This is a genomic window from Pseudomonas sp. R5(2019), from assembly GCF_009905435.1.
Classification (GTDB): Bacteria; Pseudomonadota; Gammaproteobacteria; order Pseudomonadales; family Pseudomonadaceae; genus Aquipseudomonas.
Map to the genome: position 1 here is coordinate 1 of NZ_JAAAMT010000035.1, position 20,834 is coordinate 20,834.

The 20,834-nt window shown below is 62.1% G+C and carries 23 protein-coding genes, 1 other RNA gene and 1 pseudogene; 16 read left to right on the forward strand and 9 right to left on the reverse strand.

Annotation, left to right across the window (positions count from 1 at the left end; translation table 11 throughout):
• Positions 1–127 precede the first annotated feature (127 nt).
• From GUY40_RS20045 to GUY40_RS20055, 3 genes and pseudogenes are all read right to left on the reverse strand, one after another.
• A pseudogene (locus GUY40_RS20045) lies at positions 128–325 on the reverse strand (Mpo1-like protein); the annotation flags it as partial.
• Positions 326–350: 25 nt separating this feature from the next.
• Complete coding sequence (locus GUY40_RS20050; protein WP_166570650.1) at positions 351–1,355, reverse strand: AraC family transcriptional regulator; 1,005 nt, start codon at positions 1,353–1,355, stop codon at positions 351–353.
• 163 nt (positions 1,356–1,518) lie between these two features.
• Positions 1,519–2,439 (reverse strand): LysR family transcriptional regulator, encoded by a 921-nt coding sequence (locus tag GUY40_RS20055; protein WP_166570651.1) that lies wholly within the window; start codon positions 2,437–2,439, stop codon positions 1,519–1,521.
• A 411-nt stretch (positions 2,440–2,850) separates the two neighbouring features.
• Here GUY40_RS20055 and GUY40_RS20060 point away from each other — a divergent pair, with 411 nt between their 5' ends.
• The 6 genes from GUY40_RS20060 (at position 2,851) to GUY40_RS20085 (ending at position 7,618) form a co-directional block, all read left to right on the forward strand.
• Positions 2,851–3,657, forward strand: a complete 807-nt coding sequence (locus GUY40_RS20060) for an energy transducer TonB (RefSeq protein ID WP_166570652.1) — start codon at positions 2,851–2,853, stop codon at positions 3,655–3,657.
• A gap of 27 nt (positions 3,658–3,684) precedes the next feature.
• Entirely contained in the window at positions 3,685–4,407 is a 723-nt protein-coding gene (locus GUY40_RS20065) for a MotA/TolQ/ExbB proton channel family protein (protein ID WP_166570653.1), read from the forward strand.
• 1 nt (position 4,408) lies between these two features.
• Positions 4,409–4,810, forward strand: coding sequence for a biopolymer transporter ExbD (locus tag GUY40_RS20070; RefSeq protein ID WP_166570654.1), 402 nt, complete (start codon positions 4,409–4,411; stop codon positions 4,808–4,810).
• 250 nt (positions 4,811–5,060) lie between these two features.
• A complete protein-coding gene (locus tag GUY40_RS20075; protein WP_166570655.1) occupies positions 5,061–5,642 on the forward strand; it encodes an alpha/beta hydrolase in 582 nt (193 codons plus the stop codon).
• Positions 5,643–5,694: 52 nt separating this feature from the next.
• Positions 5,695–6,645 carry a sigma 54-interacting transcriptional regulator gene (locus GUY40_RS20080; RefSeq protein ID WP_166570656.1) on the forward strand — a complete coding sequence of 317 codons (951 nt, stop codon included), beginning with the start codon at positions 5,695–5,697 and terminating at the stop codon, positions 6,643–6,645.
• Between the two features lie 187 nt (positions 6,646–6,832).
• Positions 6,833–7,618, forward strand: a complete 786-nt coding sequence (locus GUY40_RS20085) for a MetQ/NlpA family ABC transporter substrate-binding protein (RefSeq protein WP_166570657.1) — start codon at positions 6,833–6,835, stop codon at positions 7,616–7,618.
• Between the two features lie 206 nt (positions 7,619–7,824).
• Here GUY40_RS20085 and GUY40_RS20090 read toward each other — a convergent pair whose 3' ends face one another.
• Positions 7,825–8,802, reverse strand: coding sequence for an NADPH:quinone oxidoreductase family protein (locus GUY40_RS20090; RefSeq protein WP_166570658.1), 978 nt, complete (start codon positions 8,800–8,802; stop codon positions 7,825–7,827).
• A 157-nt stretch (positions 8,803–8,959) separates the two neighbouring features.
• On the opposite strand from GUY40_RS20090, the gene GUY40_RS20095 reads away from it, so the two are divergent.
• Positions 8,960–9,364 carry a flagellar basal body-associated protein FliL gene (locus tag GUY40_RS20095; protein ID WP_166570659.1) on the forward strand — a complete coding sequence of 135 codons (405 nt, stop codon included), beginning with the start codon at positions 8,960–8,962 and terminating at the stop codon, positions 9,362–9,364.
• 12 nt (positions 9,365–9,376) lie between these two features.
• On the opposite strand, the gene GUY40_RS20100 is transcribed toward GUY40_RS20095, so the two are convergent.
• Positions 9,377–9,826, reverse strand: coding sequence for an EVE domain-containing protein (locus tag GUY40_RS20100; RefSeq protein ID WP_166570660.1), 450 nt, complete (start codon positions 9,824–9,826; stop codon positions 9,377–9,379).
• Positions 9,827–9,909: 83 nt separating this feature from the next.
• On the opposite strand from GUY40_RS20100, the gene GUY40_RS20105 reads away from it, so the two are divergent.
• Entirely contained in the window at positions 9,910–10,185 is a 276-nt protein-coding gene (locus GUY40_RS20105) for a hypothetical protein (RefSeq protein WP_166570648.1), read from the forward strand.
• Positions 10,186–10,198: 13 nt separating this feature from the next.
• Here GUY40_RS20105 and GUY40_RS20110 read toward each other — a convergent pair whose 3' ends face one another.
• The 4 genes from GUY40_RS20110 to GUY40_RS20125 all read right to left on the reverse strand — a co-directional run bounded on the left by GUY40_RS20110 (position 10,199) and on the right by GUY40_RS20125 (position 11,619).
• Entirely contained in the window at positions 10,199–10,819 is a 621-nt protein-coding gene (locus GUY40_RS20110) for a 5-formyltetrahydrofolate cyclo-ligase (protein ID WP_166570661.1), read from the reverse strand.
• A 76-nt stretch (positions 10,820–10,895) separates the two neighbouring features.
• Positions 10,896–11,074: non-coding RNA, 6S RNA (ssrS, locus tag GUY40_RS20115), on the reverse strand.
• 21 nt (positions 11,075–11,095) lie between these two features.
• The gene (locus GUY40_RS20120) at positions 11,096–11,413 is read right to left on the reverse strand and encodes a cell division protein ZapA (RefSeq protein WP_166570662.1); all 318 of its coding nucleotides are present in this window, start codon (positions 11,411–11,413) and stop codon (positions 11,096–11,098) included.
• On the reverse strand, positions 11,410–11,619 hold the full coding sequence (locus GUY40_RS20125) for a TIGR02449 family protein (RefSeq protein WP_166570663.1): 210 nt from the start codon (positions 11,617–11,619) through the stop codon (positions 11,410–11,412). Before GUY40_RS20125 ends, GUY40_RS20120 begins: the two co-directional genes overlap by 4 nt.
• Before the next feature lie 143 nt (positions 11,620–11,762).
• Between GUY40_RS20125 and GUY40_RS20130 the strand changes: the two genes are divergently transcribed.
• The 8 genes from GUY40_RS20130 to gcvH all read left to right on the forward strand — a co-directional run bounded on the left by GUY40_RS20130 (position 11,763) and on the right by gcvH (position 20,763).
• Positions 11,763–12,317, forward strand: coding sequence for a YecA family protein (locus GUY40_RS20130; protein ID WP_166570664.1), 555 nt, complete (start codon positions 11,763–11,765; stop codon positions 12,315–12,317).
• 16 nt (positions 12,318–12,333) lie between these two features.
• Entirely contained in the window at positions 12,334–13,668 is a 1,335-nt protein-coding gene (pepP, locus tag GUY40_RS20135; RefSeq protein ID WP_166570665.1) for a Xaa-Pro aminopeptidase, read from the forward strand.
• Positions 13,665–14,852 (forward strand): 2-octaprenyl-6-methoxyphenyl hydroxylase, encoded by a 1,188-nt coding sequence (ubiH, locus tag GUY40_RS20140; RefSeq protein WP_166570666.1) that lies wholly within the window; start codon positions 13,665–13,667, stop codon positions 14,850–14,852. Before pepP ends, ubiH begins: the two co-directional genes overlap by 4 nt.
• A gap of 68 nt (positions 14,853–14,920) precedes the next feature.
• Positions 14,921–16,138: a 2-octaprenyl-3-methyl-6-methoxy-1,4-benzoquinol hydroxylase gene (locus GUY40_RS20145; RefSeq protein ID WP_166570702.1), complete on the forward strand. Its 1,218-nt coding sequence runs from the start codon at positions 14,921–14,923 to the stop codon at positions 16,136–16,138.
• A gap of 102 nt (positions 16,139–16,240) precedes the next feature.
• Positions 16,241–17,242 carry an extracellular solute-binding protein gene (locus GUY40_RS20150; RefSeq protein ID WP_166570667.1) on the forward strand — a complete coding sequence of 334 codons (1,002 nt, stop codon included), beginning with the start codon at positions 16,241–16,243 and terminating at the stop codon, positions 17,240–17,242.
• Between the two features lie 220 nt (positions 17,243–17,462).
• Complete coding sequence (locus GUY40_RS20155) at positions 17,463–19,085, forward strand: iron ABC transporter permease (protein ID WP_166570668.1); 1,623 nt, start codon at positions 17,463–17,465, stop codon at positions 19,083–19,085.
• Between the two features lie 167 nt (positions 19,086–19,252).
• Positions 19,253–20,335: a glycine cleavage system aminomethyltransferase GcvT gene (gene gcvT, locus GUY40_RS20160; protein ID WP_166570669.1), complete on the forward strand. Its 1,083-nt coding sequence runs from the start codon at positions 19,253–19,255 to the stop codon at positions 20,333–20,335.
• A gap of 44 nt (positions 20,336–20,379) precedes the next feature.
• Positions 20,380–20,763 (forward strand): glycine cleavage system protein GcvH, encoded by a 384-nt coding sequence (gcvH, locus tag GUY40_RS20165; protein WP_166570670.1) that lies wholly within the window; start codon positions 20,380–20,382, stop codon positions 20,761–20,763.
• Positions 20,764–20,834 lie beyond the last annotated feature (71 nt).

Below are 20,834 nucleotides of genomic sequence, written 5' to 3' on the forward strand. Positions count from 1 at the left end.
GAAGCAGCATCTTCAGCAATGCGGCTTTGCGTTCAGGTGAATAGTACGGCACGACCAGTCTCTTTCCGCCCCCGATATGCTTTTTCAGGAAAAACCGGAGAGGCGACAACTATCCTGACACCGGGGGCAGGTAGAACCAGGCGCTGGCCATCGCCACCAGGCCCGCCAGTGAAAGCCAGCAACCCGCGACGTAAATCCCGGGACGTGACAGCAGCACGGTCACCGCCACCACGATCAACGGGATGCCGATAAAGTGGCTGACGATATTGCGTGGGTCGCGGTGGTAGGCGGCGTATTCACTGAGGTGCTCGACGAGGTTTTTCATTGTTGTGCCTCTATGGGGTGTGAGCTCAGCGCATGGAGTCGCGGTATTGCCCCGGTGATAGCCCGGTCCAGCGTTTGAATGCGCGGTTGAAACTGCTGGCGTCGGCAAAGCCCAGGCGATAGCCAATGTCGATCAGGGTGATGGAGCGGTCGCGCAGGTAATGCAGCGCCAGGTTCTGCCGACATTCATCAAGCAAACTGTCGTAGCGGCAGCCTTCATCGGCAAGGTGACGTTGCAGGCTGCGCAGCGTCAGGTGCAGGTCCCTGGCGATGTCACCGGCGCTGGGCACCCCGTCCGGCAGGCTGGCTTCGATGGCATTGCGCACGCGCCGCTCCCAGGTCAGCGGTTGCAGCAGGCCGAGGGTCTGGTCCAGCACGGTTTCGTTGTGGTGGGCCAACTCCGGGTTGGCGTCGTCCAGGTGACAGTCGAAATCCACGAGGGCGAATTCCAGCCGATCTTCATCGGCGGCAAAGTGCACGGGTGCGCGGAATACCTTGTGCCATTGATGCGGGTCGGCAGGCTCCGGCCGTCGCAGGTACACCGCCAGCGGCGCGTAATCGCGGCCCAGGCGGTTGCGGCAAGTGCGCACATAAATCGCTGCAAAGGCATCGATGGCCTCGAAGGCCGGCGCCGGGCTGCCGAGCGGCATCTTCAACCGCAGGCAGTAGCAGTCATCAAAGCGGGCCAGTTCCGGCTCCACCGCATCGCTCACCACCTTGTGATAACGCACGATGCGCTCGAACACTTCCCGCAGACTGCCGCTGGCCACCAGCGCATAGCCGAGCGCGTGGAAGGTGGTGGGGCTGACAAAGCGCGACATGCGCAGGCCAATCGCCGGGTCGCCGCTGACCTGCACCGCGATTTCCCACAGGCGCGTGGTGCCTGACAACGGGTAATGGGCGTTCGGGTCGTCCATCAAGAGCGGATCGAGCCCGGCCTGCCGGCAGAGGGCGGCGCTGTCCAGGCCCAGCGTATCGAGCTGCTTGCACAGGGCACGGATCCAGCTGGCGAGCGAGGTCGGTTCAGTCATGCTGATTGGCGCTTCCGGTCAACAGGTTGGCGTCCACGGCTACCGCGATTTCGGCAATCACACGGCAGCATGTGACCCTCAATGAACAGAGGATGGAAGCATGGACGGTACTTCTGCAAGTCCCCAACGACTGAATGGCACAAGCCGTATTCCAGAAGCTTGATTAAATCGCGACACCGAGCTGCTGCTTATCCAGCGCCACCAACACCTCGATCATCGCCCGCGCGGCTGGTGACAACCGGTAACCGGTACGGCTCACGATCCCGCAACGGGCATTCACGCTCTCGATATTCTGCGGCAGGTTGCGCCAGTGCAGCAGGGCCAGCGAGCCCTGGGCAATATCCTCGGCAAACGACTCCTCCGTGCCCAGGCCAATGGCGTTCGATTGCAGCACAACCTTCAACAGCGCCGGAAAATGCTCGGTCTCGATGTTCGGTGAAAAATCGATCCGCCCACTGAGGTTCGCCAGAAATTTTCGAATGCCCGGCGGGATCAAGGTGGTCGCCAGCGGATAGTCGAACATGTCGTTGGTAGATAGGCTTTCCTTGGCCAGCAGCGGGTGCCCGGGCCGGCAGAAAAACACACCGCGCCTGGGTGTCAGGGCTCGGGTCTGGAAGTGGGGGTCGGCCTCGAAATGGCGGATGTCGGCGATGAAAAATTCGATCTCTTCGCGGCTCAGCGCGCGGCTGAGTTTCTCCCAGTTATCCACTTGAAAACAGGTGCGCACTTTCGGGTGTGCATTGAGAAATTGCGCCACTGCGTCTGGCACCAGTTTCACCGCGGGCGCCGGGTCGCAACCAAAGCGCAGCTCGCCGGCGTCAAGCTTGGTCATCTGGGTGACTTCGGCGCTGAGCAGGGCTGCGCCCTGCACCAGCGTCAAGGCATGCTGCAGCACCACCTGGCCTTCCGGGGTGGGGCGCAGGTCCTTGTTGCCGCGGTCGACCAGCACGCACCCGAGTTCCTGCTCCAGGCCCTGGATGCTACGGCTGAACGCCGGTTGAGTGATGCCCATGGCGTCGGCCGCGCGGACAAAACTGCGGTGTTCATTGAGGGCGATGAAGTAGCGTAACTGGCGAAGATCCATAGGCTTTACCGGCATCCCAAAAGTAGATCGAAGGCATTGGCGACAAGGGTAGGTTGAGGTTGTAAATGCCAGATCTTATTCCGTAAATTAAGCATGTGATTATTTATTAGATCTAAATTGAATATATAGAGCGCTGTTTCGCTGCGCAATCGAGTCGATGAGGCGAAATTGATGCTTTGAAGGAATACTTTCAATGCAGCAAAAGCATGGGGTTTGTACCGCCAGGCTGAAACCCTTGCAGGGCGCTGGCTGGAGAAAAATGACAGGTTGTAATATTCGATTAAGGTCTATCAATAACATAAAAAGTTACTTTAAGAGATAAGTGTCTAGACCCAATGATTCACCCCATCACAGCGTCGCACGGTCCAGGTTCGGCGTTGGGTTATTCGCAAAGAGACCGGGAGTGAATCAATGGGCAATGTCCAGACCGCCGCTGCACACGAGGTGCTGTGGCGCCAGGCGCCGAGTGGCGAGTTGGTCGACTTCGGCCGGGCACATCGAGTGCCGTTGGGACAGTTGCGCTTGCAGCGTGCGCCCAAGGGCAGCCTGAGTCGGCGGGAAGCGATCCTGCTCGGTGTGCTGGCATTGCTGGTGCACGGCGCGGTGATCTATTGGGTCAACCAGCACCCGACCAGGGAACTGCCGATCGTGCCGCCGGAAATCCCGCCGATGACGATCGAATTTTCCCAGCCGGCGCCGCCGGTGGTCGAGCCGCCACCGTCTCAGCCCGTGCAGCCGGTGGTGGAGCCACCACCGCCGGTCGAGGACGAGCTGGCCGTGAAACCGCCGCCAGCCAAACCGATTCCCAAGCCCAAACCGGTCGTCAAGCCGGTTCCGAAACCGGCCCCCAAAGCCGTTGAACAACCGCCTGCGCCGCCACAGCCGACACCACCGGTTGCAGCGCCAGCGCCACCTGCGCCACCGAAGCCAGCACCGGTCACGCCCGCTTCGGCGAACGCGGCGTACCTGAAAAACCCGGCGCCGGAATACCCGTCGCTGGCCCAGCGTCGCGGTTGGGAAGGCACGGTGTTGCTGCGGGTTCACGTGTTGGCCAGTGGCAAGCCGGGCGAGATTCAAATTCAGAAAAGCAGCGGCCGCCAGCAACTCGACGATGCCGCTCTGGCAGCGGTCAAGCGTTGGAGCTTTGTCCCCGCCAAACAGGGTGACGTGGCCCAGGACGGCTGGGTCAGCGTGCCTATCGACTTCAAGATCCGCTAATTCGCGCTAACACAGAGAGTACACATCATGACGTTATTGGCATCTCCCCTCGAATCCATCGAAAGCGCGGTGATCTGGCTGCTGGTGGTGTTTTCTGTCGCCACCTGGGGCCTGGCCTTGGTCAAGGGCGTGCAGTTCACCCGCCTGAAGGCTCAGGACCGCAAATTTCACAAGCACTTCTGGGCGGCTTCAAGCCTGGATGCCGCGGCCGAACTGAGCCACAGCCAGCCCGGTGCTGCCGCCCGGGTTGCCCAGGCCGGTTACGCAGCGATCCAGGTCGGTGAGCCGGGTCACGCCGCTGACCTGAGCCAGGCCATCAACCACCAGGACCGCCTGGAGCGCGCCCTGCGCCAGCAAATCGTGCGTGAGCGTCGTTCGCTGGAAACCGGCCTGGCCGTGGTCGCCAGTATCGGCAGCACCTCGCCGTTCATCGGCCTGTTCGGCACCGTCTGGGGCATCATGGAAGCCCTCAAGGGCATCAGTGCCGCAGGCTCCGCCAGCCTCGAAACCGTGGCCGGCCCGATCGGCGCGGCGTTGGTGGCGACCGGTGTCGGTATCGCCGTCGCGGTTCCGGCGGTGCTGGTCTACAACTATTTCCTGCGCCGCCTCAAGCTCACCGCTGCAGACCTGGACGACTTCGCCCATGACTTCTACAGCCTGGCCCAGAAGAGCGCCTTCCGCGTGCTGCTGCACCCGGCCGTAGCCAAAGCCGGCGTAGCGGCCGGGCAGAAAGTGAAGGAGGCGTCCTGATATGGCGTTCTCTACTCAAGACAGCGATGAAGTGCTCAGTGAAATAAATGTCACGCCCTTGGTCGATGTCATGTTGGTGTTACTTGTGGTGTTTATTGTGACGGCTCCACTGCTGACAAACGCTATCCCGATCAACTTGCCCAAGACCGAAGCCGTGGCGCCGGTCGAGCAGAAGGACCCGCTGGTGGTGAGTATTGACGGGGCAGGGAAGCTGTTTATCAACAAGGACGAGATCCAGCCGGATTTGCTGGAGACCAACCTCAAGGCGGCGAAAGCCAAGGACGCCGAAGTACGGGTGCAATTGCAGGCCGACGATGGAGTGAACTACGGCGAGGTAGCGCGGGCCATGGCATCGATCGAACGGGCAGGGATAACCAAACTGTCGGTGATCACGGCGCGCTGAACAACTTCAAGGAAATTGCAGGGTCGCTTTCTGACAGGGGAGCGACCCTTTTTTTGAGATTTTATAAGCTTCGCGGATAAATCCGCTCCCACATGCACAGTCCATGTGGGAGCGGATTTATCCGCGAATGAGGCCCTCAAAACAAAAATGAATTTTGGTTATTAACAAATAGCTTCTTATTCCTTAACGAATATATGCCTCCTGCTTATACTGGCTCCCAAGTCACGAGAATGAGGCAGGAGGCGTCCCCATGCGCAATGAGTCAATCCGCTACCTGATTGTGCCGGGCTGGCAAGGGTCGCCAGACGATCATTGGCAAACCCACTGGCAAAACAGCTTGCCCAACAGCGCGCGGGTCGAGCAGGCCGACTGGGTGGCGCCACGGCGCCAGGATTGGGTCGCGGCGCTGGAGGCGGCGATTCAGGCCGAAGACACGCCGGTCATTCTCATTGCCCACAGCCTGGGGTGCATCACGGTTGCCCATTGGGCGGCCAAGGCACCGGTGGCGCTGCTGCGCCGGGTACGTGGCGCCTTGCTGGTGGCGCCAGCCGACGTCGAACGGCCGACCTGCGCCGAGGCGTTGCGCAACTTCGCGCCGATTCCGCAGATTCTGCTGCCGTTCCCGAGCCAGGTCGTCAGCTCCGACAACGACGCTGCCGTGAGTGCCCCGCGGGCGATGCAAATGGCCCGGGCCTGGGGCGCCGAAGCCGGAATTCTGGCCGGTGCCGGGCATATCAACGTCAAGTCCGGGCACCGCCGTTGGGAGCAGGGCTTTGCTTATCTGTATCGCCTGCAAAGCCGGCTGGAACAGCACTCACTGCGCCGCGCCTGATTCTTTCTTTTTATAAGCGCCCGAGCCTGATGACTTGGGCGGGAGCATTGTCATGAGTTTTTTCGATACGTTCGGTCAGCCATTGCTGACGTTTCCGGAGGCCGATAAAAGCCCACTGAGCATTCGCGCCAAGGCACTGGTGTTCGTCGACCCGCGTTCACGACAGCTGCGCGAGGATCTGGAGCAGATCGCGCCCAGCGGCTTGCCGGTTCTGATTCGCGGCGAAACCGGCACCGGTAAAGAGTTGCTGGCGCGGCATATTCACCGCGCCAGTGATCGCGGCGGGCTGTTTGTCTCGGTCAACTGCGGGGCAATCAGCCCGACCTATGCCGACGCCGAGCTGTTTGGCTATACCGCCGCGGCGTTCAGTGGCTCGGCCAGCAGCCGAGCTGGCTGGTTCGGCTCGGCCAATGGCGGCACGCTGTACCTGGACGAGATCGGCGACCTGCCGCTGCCGATCCAGATCAAGCTCTTGGCCGCGCTGGAAAACCATGAAGTCACCCGCGTCGGTGCCCAGCAGCCAAGCCCGGTGGATGTACGCCTGGTAGCAGCCTCCAGCATCGACCTGGCCCAAGCGGTGGCCGCAGGCAAATTCCATGACCGGCTGTACCGCTACCTCAGCGAAGGCTATCTGGAACTACCGGCCTTGCGTGAACGTGTCGGCGACATCCTGGCGCTGGCCGAATACTTCGTCGGTATCTACAGCCAGCGGCTCAACCTTCGAGTGCCGCTGATCAGTGATGCCGCCCAGCGCCTGCTGGAACAACACAGCTGGCCGGGCAACACCCGCGAGCTGGAAAACGTCATCCACTTTGCCTTGCTGGTCAGCAGCGGCGACGAGATCTTGCCCGGACACCTGAACCTGCCGGGCATCGTTGACCCGATCGAACACTTGAGTCGACAGCTTGAGCAATTGATCGCCCAAGGCAGCCCGCAGCAATGCGTGGCCTTGGATGAACTGCTACAACAGGTCGCAGCTCGCTTGGCGTCACGCGCGAGCTAGAGCGGTTTGCGCGGGGCTTATAGCCGTTTTGTTGTTCTTGTTCGAAAAAGGAATAAACAGCTAAGCAAAAGATATTGTTAAGGCATAAAGAAACTGGGTATTGTCCGCCTCACGCCGCCCCAAACCAGGGCGGCACTCTCTTATCGCTGCCGTCATCGACGGGCGAACATACGAATAAGGACTGTGCATGAAAAAGGCTCTGTTGTTCACCGCCCTGGCGGCCGCGCTGTCGGTAGCCGGTTTCGCCAACGCTGGCGAAAAACTGGTCGTGGCGGCCACCCCGGTTCCCCACGCTGAAATCCTCGAGCTGATCAAGCCGACCCTGGCCAAAGAAGGCGTGGACCTGGAAATCAAGGTGTTCACCGACTACGTGCAGCCTAACGTGCAGGTCGATCAGAAGCGCCTGGACGCCAACTACTTCCAGACCCTGCCGTACCTGAAAAACTTCAACGAAGGCAAAGGCACCCACCTGGTTACCGTGATCGGTGTGCATGTCGAACCGTTCGGCGGTTACTCGAAGAAGGTCAAATCCCTGGCTGAACTGAAGAATGGCGCCACCGTTGCCATTCCAAACGAAGGCAGCAACAGCGGCCGCGCCTTGCTGCTGCTGCAGAAAGCCGGCCTGATCGAGCTGAAAGACCCGACCAACGCCCTGGCCACGCCGAAAGACATCGCCAAGAACCCGCACAACCTGAAGTTCAAGGAACTGGAATCGGCCATGCTGCCGCGGGTCCTGGACCAGGTTGACCTGGACATGATCAACACCAACTATGCCCTGGAAGCGGGCCTGAACCCGGCCAAGGACGCACTGATCATCGAAGGCAGCGACTCGCCATACGTCAACTTCCTGGTGGCCCGCCCGGACAACAAGGACAGCGAAGCCATCCAGAAACTGGCCAAGGCCCTGACCAGCCCGGAAGTCAAAGCCTTCATCGCCAAGAAGTACAGCGGCGCGGTGTTGCCGGCGTTCTGATCTCCACCCACATCCTTAATGTGGGAGATGTGGGAGATGTGGGAGATGTGGGAGATGTGGGAGATGTGGGAGATGTGGGAGCGGATTTATCCGCGAATGGAAGACGACGCGAAATGACTGAAAAACGCGGTGTCTGGATTCGCGGCGGTCCGGCGATCCGGTAAATCCGCTCCCACAGTTTGGTCAAGCAGGTAGATTGGGGGCTTTCAGCGGATTAGTACCACTACCTTGCCCACCGCCCGACGCTGCCCCAACGCATCGATCGCCTCACCCGTCCGCTCCAGCGGATAGGTCTGCGATACCAGCGGCTTCAATTTCCCTTCTGCATACCAGGCAAACAGCCGCTCGAAGTTCGCCGCATTGTCGGCCGGCTGGCGCTGGGCGAACGCGCCCCAGAACACCCCCACCACCGCCGCGCCCTTGAGCAGCGCCAGGTTCACGGCAAACTGCGGAATCTGCCCGCTGGCAAAGCCGATCACCAGCAACCGGCCATTCCAGGCCAGGCCACGGACGGCGTGGTCGAACAAGTCACCTCCGACCGGGTCGTAGATCACATCCACCCCATTGCCGCCGGTCAATCGCTTGATCTCGTCCTTCAGGCTGGCGCGGCTGTAGTTGATCAGCTCATCGGCACCCGCTGCCTTGGCGATGGCCAGCTTCTCATCGCTGCTGGCCGCCGCGATCACGCGGGCGCCGATGGCCTTGCCGATCTCCACCGCGGCCAACCCCACGCCGCCGGAGGCGCCCAGCACCAGCAGGGTTTCACCGGCCTTGAGCTGGCCGCGCTGGGTCAAGGCGTGCATCGAGGTGCCGTAGGTCATGCTGAAGGCTGCGGCGGTCTGGAAATCCATGTTCGCCGGCATCGGCAAGGCGTTATAGGCCGGCACCGCGACCTGCTCGGCAAAGCTGCCCCAGCCGGTCAGGGCCATGACCCGATCACCGACCTTCAGGTCTTTGACCTGGTCACCCACCGCCCGCACGACGCCAGCCGCTTCGCCACCCGGCGAAAACGGGAAGGGCGGCTTGAACTGGTATTTGCCTTCGATGATCAGCGTGTCGGGGAAGTTGACCCCCGCCGCGTGCACCTCCAACAGAATTTCATTGCTCTTGGCCCTGATGTCCGGGGCCTCCTCCAGAACCAGCGTTTCGGCTGGGCCATAGGCTTTGCACAAGACTGCTTTCATGGGGCTATTCCTTTGGGCGTGATGGCCGATAAGTGTAGGAGGGCGATGACGCGGGTCAACGAGCATGCCCGTGCCTGATGGTTTGCCATAGCCAGCGCCGCACTTGGGCGCAGCGCCCTGGATGGTTATGCTGGCGCCAATTGAAGAGGAGTGAAGTGTGAACGCCTGGATTGTGATGATGCTGGCCCTGACAATGCCAGCAGCGGCCATGGCCGAGGAGACCGAAGAGGCCGCGCCGAAAGTCGCGTATATCTCGCTCAGCCCGCCGCTGGTCGGCAACTACGCCCTGGACGGCGGCCCGAAGCTGCGCGTCTACAAGGCTGACGTCGCCCTGCGGGTGACCGGTGTGGAAGCCGCGAAAGCAGTCAAGTACAACGAGCCGCTTATTCGCAACCAGCTGGTGGCGCTGTTTTCCCAGCAGACCGTGGAGTCGCTGGGAAACGTCGACGCCAAGGAAAAGCTGCGCCAGGAAGCCTTGAAGCAGACCCAGCAGGTGCTCAACGACGAAACCGGTAAGCCGATTGTCGAAGACTTGCTGTTCAACAACCTGATCGTGCAGTAGTTCGACCGCTGTTCAGCGCAAGGCGAGCACGGCCACCCATTGCTCGGCCGTCACCGGCATGACCGACAGGCGGCTGCCTTTTTGCACCAGTGGCAGTTCCGCCAGCGCCGTTTGCTGTTTCAGATAGCCCAGGCCGAGCACTTTCTTGAAGGTCTCGACATGGCTGACATCGACCGCCGTCCAGGGGTTTTTCTCGGTACTGGCCTTGGCGTCGAAATAGTGGCTGTCCGGGTCCAGTGCGGTCGGGTCCGGGTAGCCGGCGGCCGTGATGCGGGCGATCCCGGCGATACCGGGTTCGGGGCAGCTGGAATGATAGAAAAAGAACTCGTCACCCTCTGCCATGCTGCGGATGAAGTTGCGTGCCTGGTAGTTGCGAACCCCATCCCAGCGGGTGTTTTTCAAGCGGGCAAGATCAGTGATCGACAACTCGTCGGGTTCGGATTTCATCAGCCAATAGGCCATCTGCGGCGCTCCTGCGAAGGGCTTGAAACACTCTGTTTCATGATTTCGACCTTTACCGACAATCGGTTGGCATCGGGGTTTGCGTGACGTCCGATGTTGTCGGAGAATGCGCGCATTTTAAGCTTGACGCTGCTGCACGGCCTATCACAAAAACCGTTGCTGACATCGTGCTTTGTTTGCCTGAAGGGGGGCAATCGGTGAATCGCAATCGCAAACCGGATTTACTGTGGGTTCTGGTGATTTTGTTTGGCCTGGGCGTCGTGACCACCGGCTATGCGCAGAGTTTATGGGACAGCAACACCTATGCCCCCGAAGTGACCCTGCAAACCCTTCAGCCGGTTCTACAGCCGCACCGCTGAAACCCGCTGCCCGTCATTCGCCGGGCAGAGGTGCTGCGAGATACCAGGTCTTGTCCGAGACCGTCCCCTGAAGCGCAACGTCCCAACTGGCCTGAGTCAGCCGCTCGACTTTCTGGCATTCATGGGCCAGGCCCAACAGCAGTGGCTTTTTCCAGGCCGTGCGGCGTGCCTGGTAGGCCAGGCTGCGGTCGTAGAAGCCCCCACCCATCCCCAAGCGCCCACCCTCCTCATCAAACCCCACCAATGGCAGCAAGATCAGGTCCAGCGCCCAGATCGGTCGTTGCCGTGCGCGGTTGATGTGCGGCTCGGGAATGCCAAAGCGGTTCGGGCGCAGCTTTTCGCCGTGCTCGATGCGCTGGAACACCATTTTGGTCCGCGGCCAGGCGCTGAGCACCGGCAGGTAGGTTTTCTTGCCGCGCATTTGAGCCTCGCGCAGCAGCAGGTGCGGGTCGATTTCACAATCGTTGGGCAGGTACAGGGCGATGTGGCGGGCGCGGCGGAACAGCGGATGTTGCGCCAATTGGCGATAGAGGCCGCAGGCGGCCTGGCGTTGCTCGGCCGGCGTCAGGGCACGGCGGGCATCACGCAAAAGGCGACGAAGTTGTGCGCGAGTCAGCGGCACGGATTCAGTCATGCGGACCACCTTAGAACGATGGCCGCAGCGGACGGCCCCGCGAAACCCGGCCGGCAAAGGGCAGGGCTGAAAATTTAGACTCCCCGACGAACCGCTGTCGGTGTAGCCCTTGAACCCGAAAGTTCAAGGTGGAGATTGCAGGAGGCGTTCAGGCTTTCCGTCAAGCGGACATGCACACCGGCCCCAACGTGCAACCCCCGTGGTTGTGCGTATCGGCTCAGGGACATGACCGACTGGCAAGCACTCCAGGGAGCGGCAGCGAGTATACCCAAAAAATCAGCGTTTGTTTGAATCTGTGTCAGGCAAAAGTGCCTGATCCACGCGTTCAAGTAGATCGCGAACCTGTTCACGGGTGGTGCCATCGCTGGAAAGGACCGGAGCATCCTGCTTGTGCAGCAGGTCGTGAGTGATGTTCAAGGCGGCCATGACCGCAATGCGATCGGCGCCGATGACCTTGCCGCTGCTGCGGATCTCGCGCATCTTGCTGTCCAGGTAGCGGGCGGCGCTGATCAGATTACCGCGCTCTCCGGGGGGGCAGATGATCGAATATTCTTTGTCGAGGATCTGAACGGTCACGCTATTGCTTGAACTCATGAGTCTTGCTCCAGGGCCTTGAGGCGAGAAATCATCGATTCGACCTTACGGCGGGCGATTTCGTTTTTTTCAATGAGGTGCGCGCGCTCCTCACGCCAGGATTTTTCCTGAGCGAGTAGGAGTCCGTTTTGCCGTTTTAGTTGCTCGACCCGATCGATCAACTGTTCGAGTCGGCCCATCAGCGCTTGAATCTCAGTCTCTTGCATTGGTTCCCACTCGATTCGTCTGAACGGCGATCCCGCAAGCAGAAGGCGGCGAATTGGCCAGGTGCATAGTCTTGGCGCGCCTGCCGGTGCTAGGATACAAGGCCTTCATTCTAGTCATTGCGCCGTCTGGCGCCTAGTTGCCCATGCCTATCCAGAATTCCCCGTATACCGCGTTCGCCACTCTGCTCAGCAGCAGCGGCCACCCTGTCTCTCCTGCCGAACTGCACGGCTTTTTGCTCGGTCGCAGCTGTGCCGGTGCAGGCTTTGACGCCGGCAGCTGGCTGATCGATGCCGCCGAGTTGCTTGAATCCGAGCCGCAGGACAACGTGCGCCAGGCCCTGATCGGCCTGCAAGAGATGGTCAAGGGCGAGCTGACCGGCGACGACATCACCGTCGTGCTGTTGCTGCCGGGCGACGATGCGCCTCTGACCGAGCGTGCTGCCGCACTGGGCCAGTGGTGCCAGGGCTTCCTGGCCGGTTTCGGCCTGACCGCCGGTGACACCGCGCTGAGCGCCGAGGCCATGGAAGTATTGCAGGACCTTGCTGCAATTGCCCAGGTTCAGGACGCCCTTGAAGAGTCCGATGACGGCGAAAGCGACTATATGGAAGTGATGGAATATTTGCGCGTGGCGCCGCTGCTGCTCTTTACCGAGCTGAACAAGCCGGCCGCCCCTGCCGCGAAACCCTCCCTGCACTGATAAGGACCGCGCCTGCATGATGCACATCCCGAAGTCGGAATACGCCCGTCGCCGCAAGGCCCTGATGGCGCAGATGGTGCCCAACAGCATCGCCATCCTGCCCGCCGCCGCGGTGGCCATCCGTAACCGTGACGTCGAGCATGTGTATCGTCAGGACAGCGATTTTCAGTACCTGAGCGGGTTTCCCGAGCCCGAAGCAGTCATTGCGCTGATCCCCGGCCGCGAGCACGGCGAGTACGTGTTGTTTTGCCGCGAACGCAACCCCGAGCGCGAGCTGTGGGACGGCTTGCGCGCTGGTCAGGAAGGCGCCGTGCGTGATTTCGGCGCTGACGATGCATTCCCTGTCACCGACATCGACGACATCCTGCCGGGCCTGATCGAAGGCCGTGAGCGTGTCTATTCGGCGATGGGCAGCAACCCCGAGTTCGACCGGCACCTGATGGATTGGATCAACGTGATCCGCTCCAAGGCGCGGCTGGGCGCGCAGCCGCCCAACGAATTCGTCGCCCTGGACCATTTGCTGCACGACATGCGCCTGTACAAGTCGGCCGCCGAAGTGAAAGTGATGCGCGAAGCCGCGGCCATATCCTCGCGCGCCCACGTGCGGGCCATGCAGGCCTGCCGCGCCGGGCTGCACGAATTCAGCCTGGAAGCGGAGCTGGACTACGAGTTTCGCAAGAGTGGCGCCAAGATGCCGGCCTATGGCTCCATCGTCGCGGCCGGTCGCAATGCCTGCATCCTGCATTACCAGGAGAACGACGCCGTGCTCAAGGACGGCGACCTGGTGCTGATCGATGCGGGCTGTGAAATCGACTGCTATGCCAGCGACATCACCCGCACCTTCCCGGTCAGCGGGCTTTTTTCGCCGGAACAGAAAGCCATTTACGAGCTGGTGCTCAAGTCCCAGGAAGCCGCGTTTGCCGCCATTGGCCCGGACAAACACTGGAACCAGGCGCATGAAGCCACGGTTCAGGTCATCACCGAAGGCCTGGTGGAGCTTGGGCTGCTGCAGGGCAGCGTCCCCGAGCTGATCGCCAGCGAAGCCTACCGCGCGTTCTACATGCACCGCGCCGGGCACTGGCTGGGCATGGACGTGCATGATGTCGGTGACTACAAGGTTGGCGGCGAATGGCGGGTGCTCGAGCCCGGCATGACCCTTACCGTCGAACCGGGCATCTATATTTCCCCCGATAACCACAATGTTGCCAAAAAATGGCGCGGTATCGGCGTGCGCATCGAGGACGACGTGGTGGTCACCAAGACCGGTTGTGAGATCTTGACCCATGGCGTACCCAAGACCGTCGCCGAGATCGAAGCCCTGATGGCCGCGGCCAAGGCCCAGGCAGCATGAATCGGGTCAATATTGCGATCATCGGCGGCGGCCTGGTCGGTGCCAGCCTGGCGCTGACCCTGCAGGCCGACGCCAAGGCGCGTGGCTGGAAGATCATGCTGATCGAGCCGTTCGCACCTGGCGACAGCTGGCAGCCCAGTTACGATGCCCGCTCTTCGGCGCTGTCGTTCGGTACGCGGCAAATCTACGAGCGCCTCGGCATCTGGCAGCAGATCAGCCGGCGTGCCGAGCCGATCCGGCAAATCCAGGTGTCCGACCGCGGCCGTTTTGGCGCGACCCGCCTGACGGCGCTGGAAGAGGGCGTTCCGGCGCTCGGTTACGTGGCGGAAAACGCCTGGCTGGGGCAGTGCCTGTGGCATGCGCTGGACCACGAGGTGGTGAGCTGGCGTTGTCCGGCGCAAGTCATCCGCATGCAGCCGCTCGAAGACGGCTACCGGCTGTCGCTCAACGATGACACCACGCTCGATTGCGACTTGGCCGTTTTGGCCGATGGTGGCCGCTCCGACCTGCGCGAGCAGTTGGGCATCCATGTCAGCCATCGCCCGTACCATCAAAGCGCGCTGATCGCCAATATCACCCCAAGTGCATCCCACTGCGGCCAGGCCTTCGAACGCTTCACCGACGACGGTCCGATGGCTTTGCTGCCGCTTCCGGAAAACCGCTGCGCGCTGATCTGGACCCGCACCGGCATGGACGCCAAGCGTCTGGTGGACGTGGATGAGCGCAGCTTCCTGGCCGAGCTTCAGGGGGTATTTGGCTATCGCCTGGGCGCCTTGCAGCAGGTGGGTGTGCGGCACCTGTACCCGCTGGCGCTGATCGAAGCCCGGGAGCAGGTTCGCCCGCACCTGGTGGTGCTGGGCAATGCCGCGCACAGCTTGCACCCGATCGCCGGGCAAGGTTTCAACCTTTCATTGCGAGACGTGCAGTCGCTGGCCGAAGCCCTGCTCAAGGGCCCGCAAACTCCCGGCGACTTCACTACTCTTCAGGCTTATCGCGAGCGCCAGCGTCTGGATCAGAAGCTGACGGTCGGCTTTTCCGATCAGGTCACCCGCTTGTTCGGCTCGTCACAACCGCTGCTGGCCGCCGGGCGCAATCTGGGCCTGCTGGGCCTGGACCTGCTGCCGCCGGCCAAACGCTGGTTCGCCCGCCAGGCCATGGGCCTGGGCGCCCGCCCGGATCTTTGACCGTGCACGTCCAAATCACCCTTTACAGGCGGCCCGCGCCGCCAGAGAGACAGGCTTAAAGCATGGAGATGCGCGCAGATCTGTTGATTGTCGGTGCCGGTATGGTCGGCAGCACCCTGGCACTGGCCCTGCAGCACAGTGGCCTGGAAATACTGCTGCTCGACGGCAGCCCGCTGGCGGTCAAATTCTTCGAGGCCCAGGCACCGTTCGAGCCGCGCGTCAGTGCGTTGTCCGCGGCCAGCCAACGGGTGCTGGAGCGGCTTGGCGCCTGGGACGGCATGCTCGCCCGGCGCGTCAGCCCTTATGCCCAGATGCATGTGTGGGATGGCAGCGGCACCGGCCAAATCCACTTTTCGGCCTCCAGCGTGCATGCCGAGGTGCTCGGGCATATCGTCGAGAACCGGGTGATCCAGGACGCCTTGCTTGAGCGTCTGCTCGACAGCGAAATCGGCCTGCTCGCCAATGCACGCCTGGAGCAGATGCGCCGCTCCGGCGATGAGTGGCTGCTGACCCTGGCCGATGGCCGCACCTTGCGTGCGCCGCTGGTGATCGCCGCCGATGGCGGCAATTCCGCCGTGCGCCGCCTGACCGGCACGCAAACCCGCGAATGGGATTACCTGCACCACGCTATCGTCACCAGCGTGCAATGCAGCGCGCCCCATGAAGGCACCGCCTGGCAGCGCTTTACCGATGATGGTCCGCTGGCGTTTCTGCCGCTGTTGCGCGATGGCGGCCAGGACTGGTGCTCGATCGTCTGGTCCATCACGCCGGCAGAAGCCGAGCGGGCCATGGCGCTGGACGACGAGGCCTTCTGCGCCGCGCTGGAGCGTGCCTTCGAAGGCCGCCTGGGCAAGGTAATGCACGCTGACCCGCGAGTCTGCGTGCCGCTGCGCCAGCGACATGCCAAGCGCTATGTGTCCGAAGGCCTGGCCCTGATCGGCGATGCCGCGCACACCATCCATCCGCTGGCCGGGCAGGGCGTCAACCTCGGTTTTCTGGACGCGGCGGTGTTGGCCGAGGAACTGGAACACGCCGTCGGGCGCGGCGAGCGACTGGCCGATGTGCGGGTCCTGAGTCGCTATGAGCGTCGGCGCATGCCCCACAACCTGGCGTTGATGGCGGCAATGGAAGGCTTCGAACGGCTGTTTCAGGCCGATCCGCTGCCCCTGCGCTGGCTGCGCAACAGCGGCCTGAAATGGGTCGAGGACCTGCCGCACGCCAAGGCTCTGTTTGTGCGCCAGGCCCTTGGGTTGAGCGGTGATTTGCCCGAATTGGCGCGCCCTTGAAACCTGGCAACATTTCGTAACGCCTTGCGCCCGAGTTCGATTGAGAAGCGAAATCCGATTCACTACCATTTCGCTCTCAATCGACTATCGAGGACTGCACCCATGTTGGCACGCAAGCACATCCTGGCGGCTCTGGCGCTCACACTGCTGGGCGGCACCGCCCAGGCAGCGGACGAGGTGGTGGTGTATTCCTCGCGTATCGACGAGCTGATCAAGCCGGTGTTCGATGCCTACACCAAGGAAACCGGGGTGAAGATCAAGTTCATCACCGACAAGGAAGCACCGCTGATGGAGCGGATCAAGGCCGAAGGTGAAAATACCAGCGCCGACCTGCTGCTCACCGTCGACGCCGGCAACCTCTGGCAGGCCGAGCAGAAGGGCATCCTGCAGCCGATCAAGTCCCCGGTGATCGATGCCAACATCCCGCCGCAATACCGCGCATCTTCCCATGAGTGGACCGGCCTGAGCCTGCGCGCGCGGACCATCGCCTACTCCACCGACCGGGTCAAACCCGGCGAGCTGACCACCTACGAAGCCCTGGCTGACAAACAGTGGGAAGGCCGCCTGTGCCTGCGTTCGGCCAAGAAGGTCTACAACCAGTCGTTGACCGCGACCCTGATCGAAACCCATGGCGCCGAGAAAACCGAGCAAATCATCAAGGGCTGGGTCAACAACCTCTCCACCGATGTGTTCTCCGACGACGTGGCGGTGCTCGAAGCCATCAACGCCGGCCAGTGCGACGTCGGTATCGTCAACACCTACTACTATGGCCGTCTGCACAAGCAGAAGCCTGAGCTGCCGGTAAAATTGTTCTGGCCGAACCAGGGCGACCGCGGCGTACACGTCAACCTGTCCGGCATTGGCCTGACCAAGCATGCGCCGCATCCGGAAGCAGCGAAGAAACTGGTCGAGTGGATGACCGGCGAGCAAGCGCAGAAGCTGTTCGCAGACATCAACCAGGAATTCCCGGCCAACCCGAAGGTTGCACCGTCAGACGAAGTGGCTGCCTGGGGGCCGTTCAAACCTGACGCCATCGCCGTGGAACTGGCCGGCAAGCGCCAGGCCGAAGCCATCCGCCTGATGGACCGCGCTGGCTGGAATTGACCGAGCCACTCGCTGCAATACCTGTAGGAGCGGACCTGGCCGCGATGGGCCGCGCAGCGGCCCCTTGGGTCTGTGACATCTGCGAATCAGCTGCGATTGCCGGCGGTTTCAGAATCGCCGGGGCCGCTTCGCAGCCCATCGCGGCCAGGTCCGCTCCTACAGGATTGCAGTTTCGCAATTCATTGCGCCAAGATACCCGCTTTTTCGAGACGCTCACTTCGTGGCCCACCCCGCCCAGCGCCGCTGGTACCCCCTGGTTTTCCTCATTGCCTGCCTGGTGCTGCTCCCACTGAGCGTGCTGCTGCTGTCCTGGCAAACCATCGACCTGCAGATCTGGAGCCACCTGTGGGACACCCAGATGACCCGCCTGCTCGGCAACACCCTGACGCTGATTATCGGCGTCGGCGTGGGGGTGACGGTCCTGGGCGTGAGCCTGGCCTGGCTGACCAGCCTGTGCGAATTCCCCGGCCGGCGCTGGCTGGACTGGGCGCTGATGCTGCCCTTTGCCATCCCCGCTTATGTGCTGGCCTTTGTCTTCGTCGGCCTTCTGGATTTCTCCGGCCCCGTGCAGACCCTGCTGCGTGAATGGTTCGGGCCCTTGCGCCTGCCGCGGGTGCGCTCCACCGGCGGGGTCATCACAGTGCTGGTTCTGGTGTTCTACCCCTACGTCTACCTGCTGGCGCGTACCGCCTTCCTGGCCCAGGGCAAGGGCCTGATGGAAGCGGCGCGGGTTCTTGGGCAATCACCGCTGCAAGCCTTCTGGCGGGTTGCCTTGCCGATGGCACGGCCAGCCATTGGCGCCGGCGTTGCCTTGGCGCTGATGGAAACCCTGGCAGATTTCGGTGCCGTGTCGGTGTTCAATTTCGATACCTTTACCACCGCCATCTACAAGACCTGGTACGGCTTCTTCAGCCTCTCCAGCGCCGCGCAACTGGCCAGCCTGCTGCTGTTGGCGGTGATGCTGGTGTTGTACGGCGAACGGCGCGCGCGTGGCGCCCTGCGCACCACCAATGAGCGACCACGAGGCGAAGCCTTGTATCACCTGCATGGGCTCAAGGCGCTGGCGGCCAGTGGGTGGTGCCTGCTGGTGTTCGCCTGCGCCTTCGTGATTCCGCTGCTGCAGTTGCTGGTCTGGTTCTGGCAGCGTGGCCGCTTCGATCTTGATGAGCGCTACGCCGGGCTGATCCTGCATACCCTCTACCTGGGCGCCATGGCGGCGCTGATCACCGTCAGTGTCGCCCTGTTGCTGGCTTTTGCCCGTCGCCTGGCGCCGACCACCGGGATCAACGCCGGCGTGGGCCTGGCCAACCTGGGCTACGCCTTGCCGGGCTCGGTGCTGGCGGTGTCGATCATGCTGGCGTTCAGTTACCTGGACCGTGAAGTGGTCATTCCGCTGTCCGGCTGGTTGGGCGGCGCAGCCAAGCCGATGCTGCTCGGCAGCCTCGCTGCGCTGCTGCTGGCCTATCTGGTGCGCTTTATTGCCGTGGCGTACGGCCCACTGGAGAACAGCCTGGCGCGAATTCGTCCGTCGTTACCCGAGGCGGCCCGCAGCCTGGGCAGCAGTGGTCCGCATTTGTTTTTCAAAGTGTATCTGCCATTGCTGGTGCCGGGCGCCTTGAGCGCGGCGCTGTTGGTGTTTGTCGATGTGCTCAAGGAAATGCCCGCCACCTTGCTGATGCGCCCGTTCGGCTGGGACACGCTGGCAGTCCGGGTGTTCGAGATGACCAGCGAAGGTGAGTGGTCGCGGGCCTCCTTGCCGGCATTGACGCTGGTCGCGGTGGGGTTGTTGCCGGTCATCGGCCTGATACGACGATCGGCACGCCATGTCGGTCAAACGCGATGACGCCTCAGCATAGGTGCCAGTCCTTCCCCTTGCGGCTACAATGCGCGGCATTCGGTGCGGTCGGTCTTCACGACCCGGTAGCGGGAAGCTCACAGGCCGTTGTTTTCAGGGCCTGTAGCTGATGTTGCCGTTATCCGCACCTTCGCCACGCCCGGAAGGAGAAACCCATGGGACAGCGTACGCCTCTGTATGACCTGCACCTCGCGCTCGGCGCGAAGATGGTCGATTTTGGCGGTTGGGACATGCCCCTGCATTACGGATCGCAGGTCGAAGAGCACCACCAGGTGCGCAGGGACTGCGGCGTTTTCGATGTGTCGCACATGACCGTTATCGACATTCTCGGCAACCAGGCCATGGCCTGGCTGCGACGGCTGCTCGCCAATGATGTCGAGCGTTTGCCGGGCACCGGGAGTGCCTTGTACAGCACCATGCTCAACCTTGAGGGCGGCATCGTCGACGACATGATCGTCTATCGCCTTGAAGAGGGCTATCGGCTGGTGGTCAACGCCGCTACCCGTGCCAAGGTCATGGCCTGGCTTGAGAAACAGCAGCCCGGTTTCGACGTTCAACTGCACGAGCGTCCGGAACTGGCCATGCTCGCCATCCAGGGCCCGCATGCTCGCAAGCAAGTCGCTGAACTGGTGAGTCAGTCCCGCGCAGCGCTTATCGACCACCTCAAACCCTTCGAAGGTCATGCCGACGGCGACTGGTTTATCGCGCGCACCGGCTATACCGGTGAAGATGGCCTTGAAATCGTCCTGCCGGCCGTCCAGGCCCCGGCCTTTTTCAACGACCTGGTCGGCGCCGGTATTGCACCCAGCGGGCTTGGCGCCCGCGACACCCTGCGTCTTGAAGCCGGCATGAACCTCTACGGCCAGGACATCGACGAAGCGCATTCGCCGCTGGCCTCGAACCTGGCCTGGACCATTGCCTGGAAACCCAAGGATCGCGACTTTATTGGCCGCGCCGCGCTGGAAAGCGAAAAAGCCGCGGGCATCGGGGAGAAACTGGTCGGCCTGGTGCTCGAAGAGCGTGGCGTATTGCGCGCCCATCAAGTGGTGCGTGTCGCCGAAGTTGGCGAAGGAGAGATCACCAGTGGTAGTTTCTCTCCTACGCTGAGCAAGTCCATTGCCCTGGCGCGTGTTCCCGCTGCCACTGCCGACCGGGCTGAAGTTGAAATTCGCGGTAAATGGTACCCGGTTCGTGTGGTCAAGCCGACGTTCGTGCGTCATGGCAAGATCTTGATCTGAATTTTTCTGGCGGGCCTACCGCTGACCCTGTTGAGGACAAAAAGATGAGCGATATCCCTGCCGAATTGCGTTTTGCCGAAAGTCACGAGTGGGCACGCCTGGAAGCCGACGGCACCGTCACCGTCGGCATCAGCGACCACGCCCAGGAAGCCCTGGGTGATGTGGTGTTTGTCGAGCTGACCGAAGTCGGCAGTGTGTTTGGTGCAGGCGATCAGGCCGGTGTGGTCGAGTCGGTCAAGGCGGCTTCGGACATCTACGCACCTGTCGCTGGTGAAGTCATCGCCGTGAACGACGAACTGTCCGACAGCCCTGAGTCGCTGAACAGCGACCCGTACGGCGCCTGGATCTTCAAACTGAAGCCAAGTAACCCGAGCGATCTGGAAAAGCTGCTGGACGCCGCAGGCTACAAAGCCGCCATCGGCGAATAGTTTTCCGCACAAACGGCAATCCCTTTCTAGACTCAATAAGCCTCGACCCGTCGAGGCTTTAGTTTCTGGAA

Bases quoted from the DNA above. Each gene is read 5' to 3' on its own strand.
- ubiH (WP_166570666.1), top strand. From the start codon at position 13,665: ATGAATCGGGTCAATATTGCGATCATCGGCGGCGGCCTGGTCGGTGCC.
- gcvH (WP_166570670.1), top strand. From the start codon at position 20,380: ATGAGCGATATCCCTGCCGAATTGCGTTTTGCCGAAAGTCACGAGTGG.
- GUY40_RS20110 (WP_166570661.1), bottom strand. From the start codon at position 10,819: ATGACTGAATCCGTGCCGCTGACTCGCGCACAACTTCGTCGCCTTTTG.
- GUY40_RS20125 (WP_166570663.1), bottom strand. From the start codon at position 11,619: ATGCAAGAGACTGAGATTCAAGCGCTGATGGGCCGACTCGAACAGTTG.
- pepP (WP_166570665.1), top strand. From the start codon at position 12,334: ATGATGCACATCCCGAAGTCGGAATACGCCCGTCGCCGCAAGGCCCTG.
- GUY40_RS20120 (WP_166570662.1), bottom strand. From the start codon at position 11,413: ATGAGTTCAAGCAATAGCGTGACCGTTCAGATCCTCGACAAAGAATAT.
- GUY40_RS20065 (WP_166570653.1), top strand. From the start codon at position 3,685: ATGACGTTATTGGCATCTCCCCTCGAATCCATCGAAAGCGCGGTGATC.
- GUY40_RS20075 (WP_166570655.1), top strand. From the start codon at position 5,061: ATGCGCAATGAGTCAATCCGCTACCTGATTGTGCCGGGCTGGCAAGGG.
- GUY40_RS20090 (WP_166570658.1), bottom strand. From the start codon at position 8,802: ATGAAAGCAGTCTTGTGCAAAGCCTATGGCCCAGCCGAAACGCTGGTT.
- GUY40_RS20130 (WP_166570664.1), top strand. From the start codon at position 11,763: ATGCCTATCCAGAATTCCCCGTATACCGCGTTCGCCACTCTGCTCAGC.
- GUY40_RS20050 (WP_166570650.1), bottom strand. From the start codon at position 1,355: ATGACTGAACCGACCTCGCTCGCCAGCTGGATCCGTGCCCTGTGCAAG.
- GUY40_RS20150 (WP_166570667.1), top strand. From the start codon at position 16,241: ATGTTGGCACGCAAGCACATCCTGGCGGCTCTGGCGCTCACACTGCTG.
- GUY40_RS20085 (WP_166570657.1), top strand. From the start codon at position 6,833: ATGAAAAAGGCTCTGTTGTTCACCGCCCTGGCGGCCGCGCTGTCGGTA.
- gcvT (WP_166570669.1), top strand. From the start codon at position 19,253: ATGGGACAGCGTACGCCTCTGTATGACCTGCACCTCGCGCTCGGCGCG.
- GUY40_RS20070 (WP_166570654.1), top strand. From the start codon at position 4,409: ATGGCGTTCTCTACTCAAGACAGCGATGAAGTGCTCAGTGAAATAAAT.
- GUY40_RS20100 (WP_166570660.1), bottom strand. From the start codon at position 9,826: ATGGCCTATTGGCTGATGAAATCCGAACCCGACGAGTTGTCGATCACT.
- GUY40_RS20060 (WP_166570652.1), top strand. From the start codon at position 2,851: ATGGGCAATGTCCAGACCGCCGCTGCACACGAGGTGCTGTGGCGCCAG.
- GUY40_RS20055 (WP_166570651.1), bottom strand. From the start codon at position 2,439: ATGGATCTTCGCCAGTTACGCTACTTCATCGCCCTCAATGAACACCGC.
- GUY40_RS20080 (WP_166570656.1), top strand. From the start codon at position 5,695: ATGAGTTTTTTCGATACGTTCGGTCAGCCATTGCTGACGTTTCCGGAG.
- GUY40_RS20145 (WP_166570702.1), top strand. From the start codon at position 14,921: ATGCGCGCAGATCTGTTGATTGTCGGTGCCGGTATGGTCGGCAGCACC.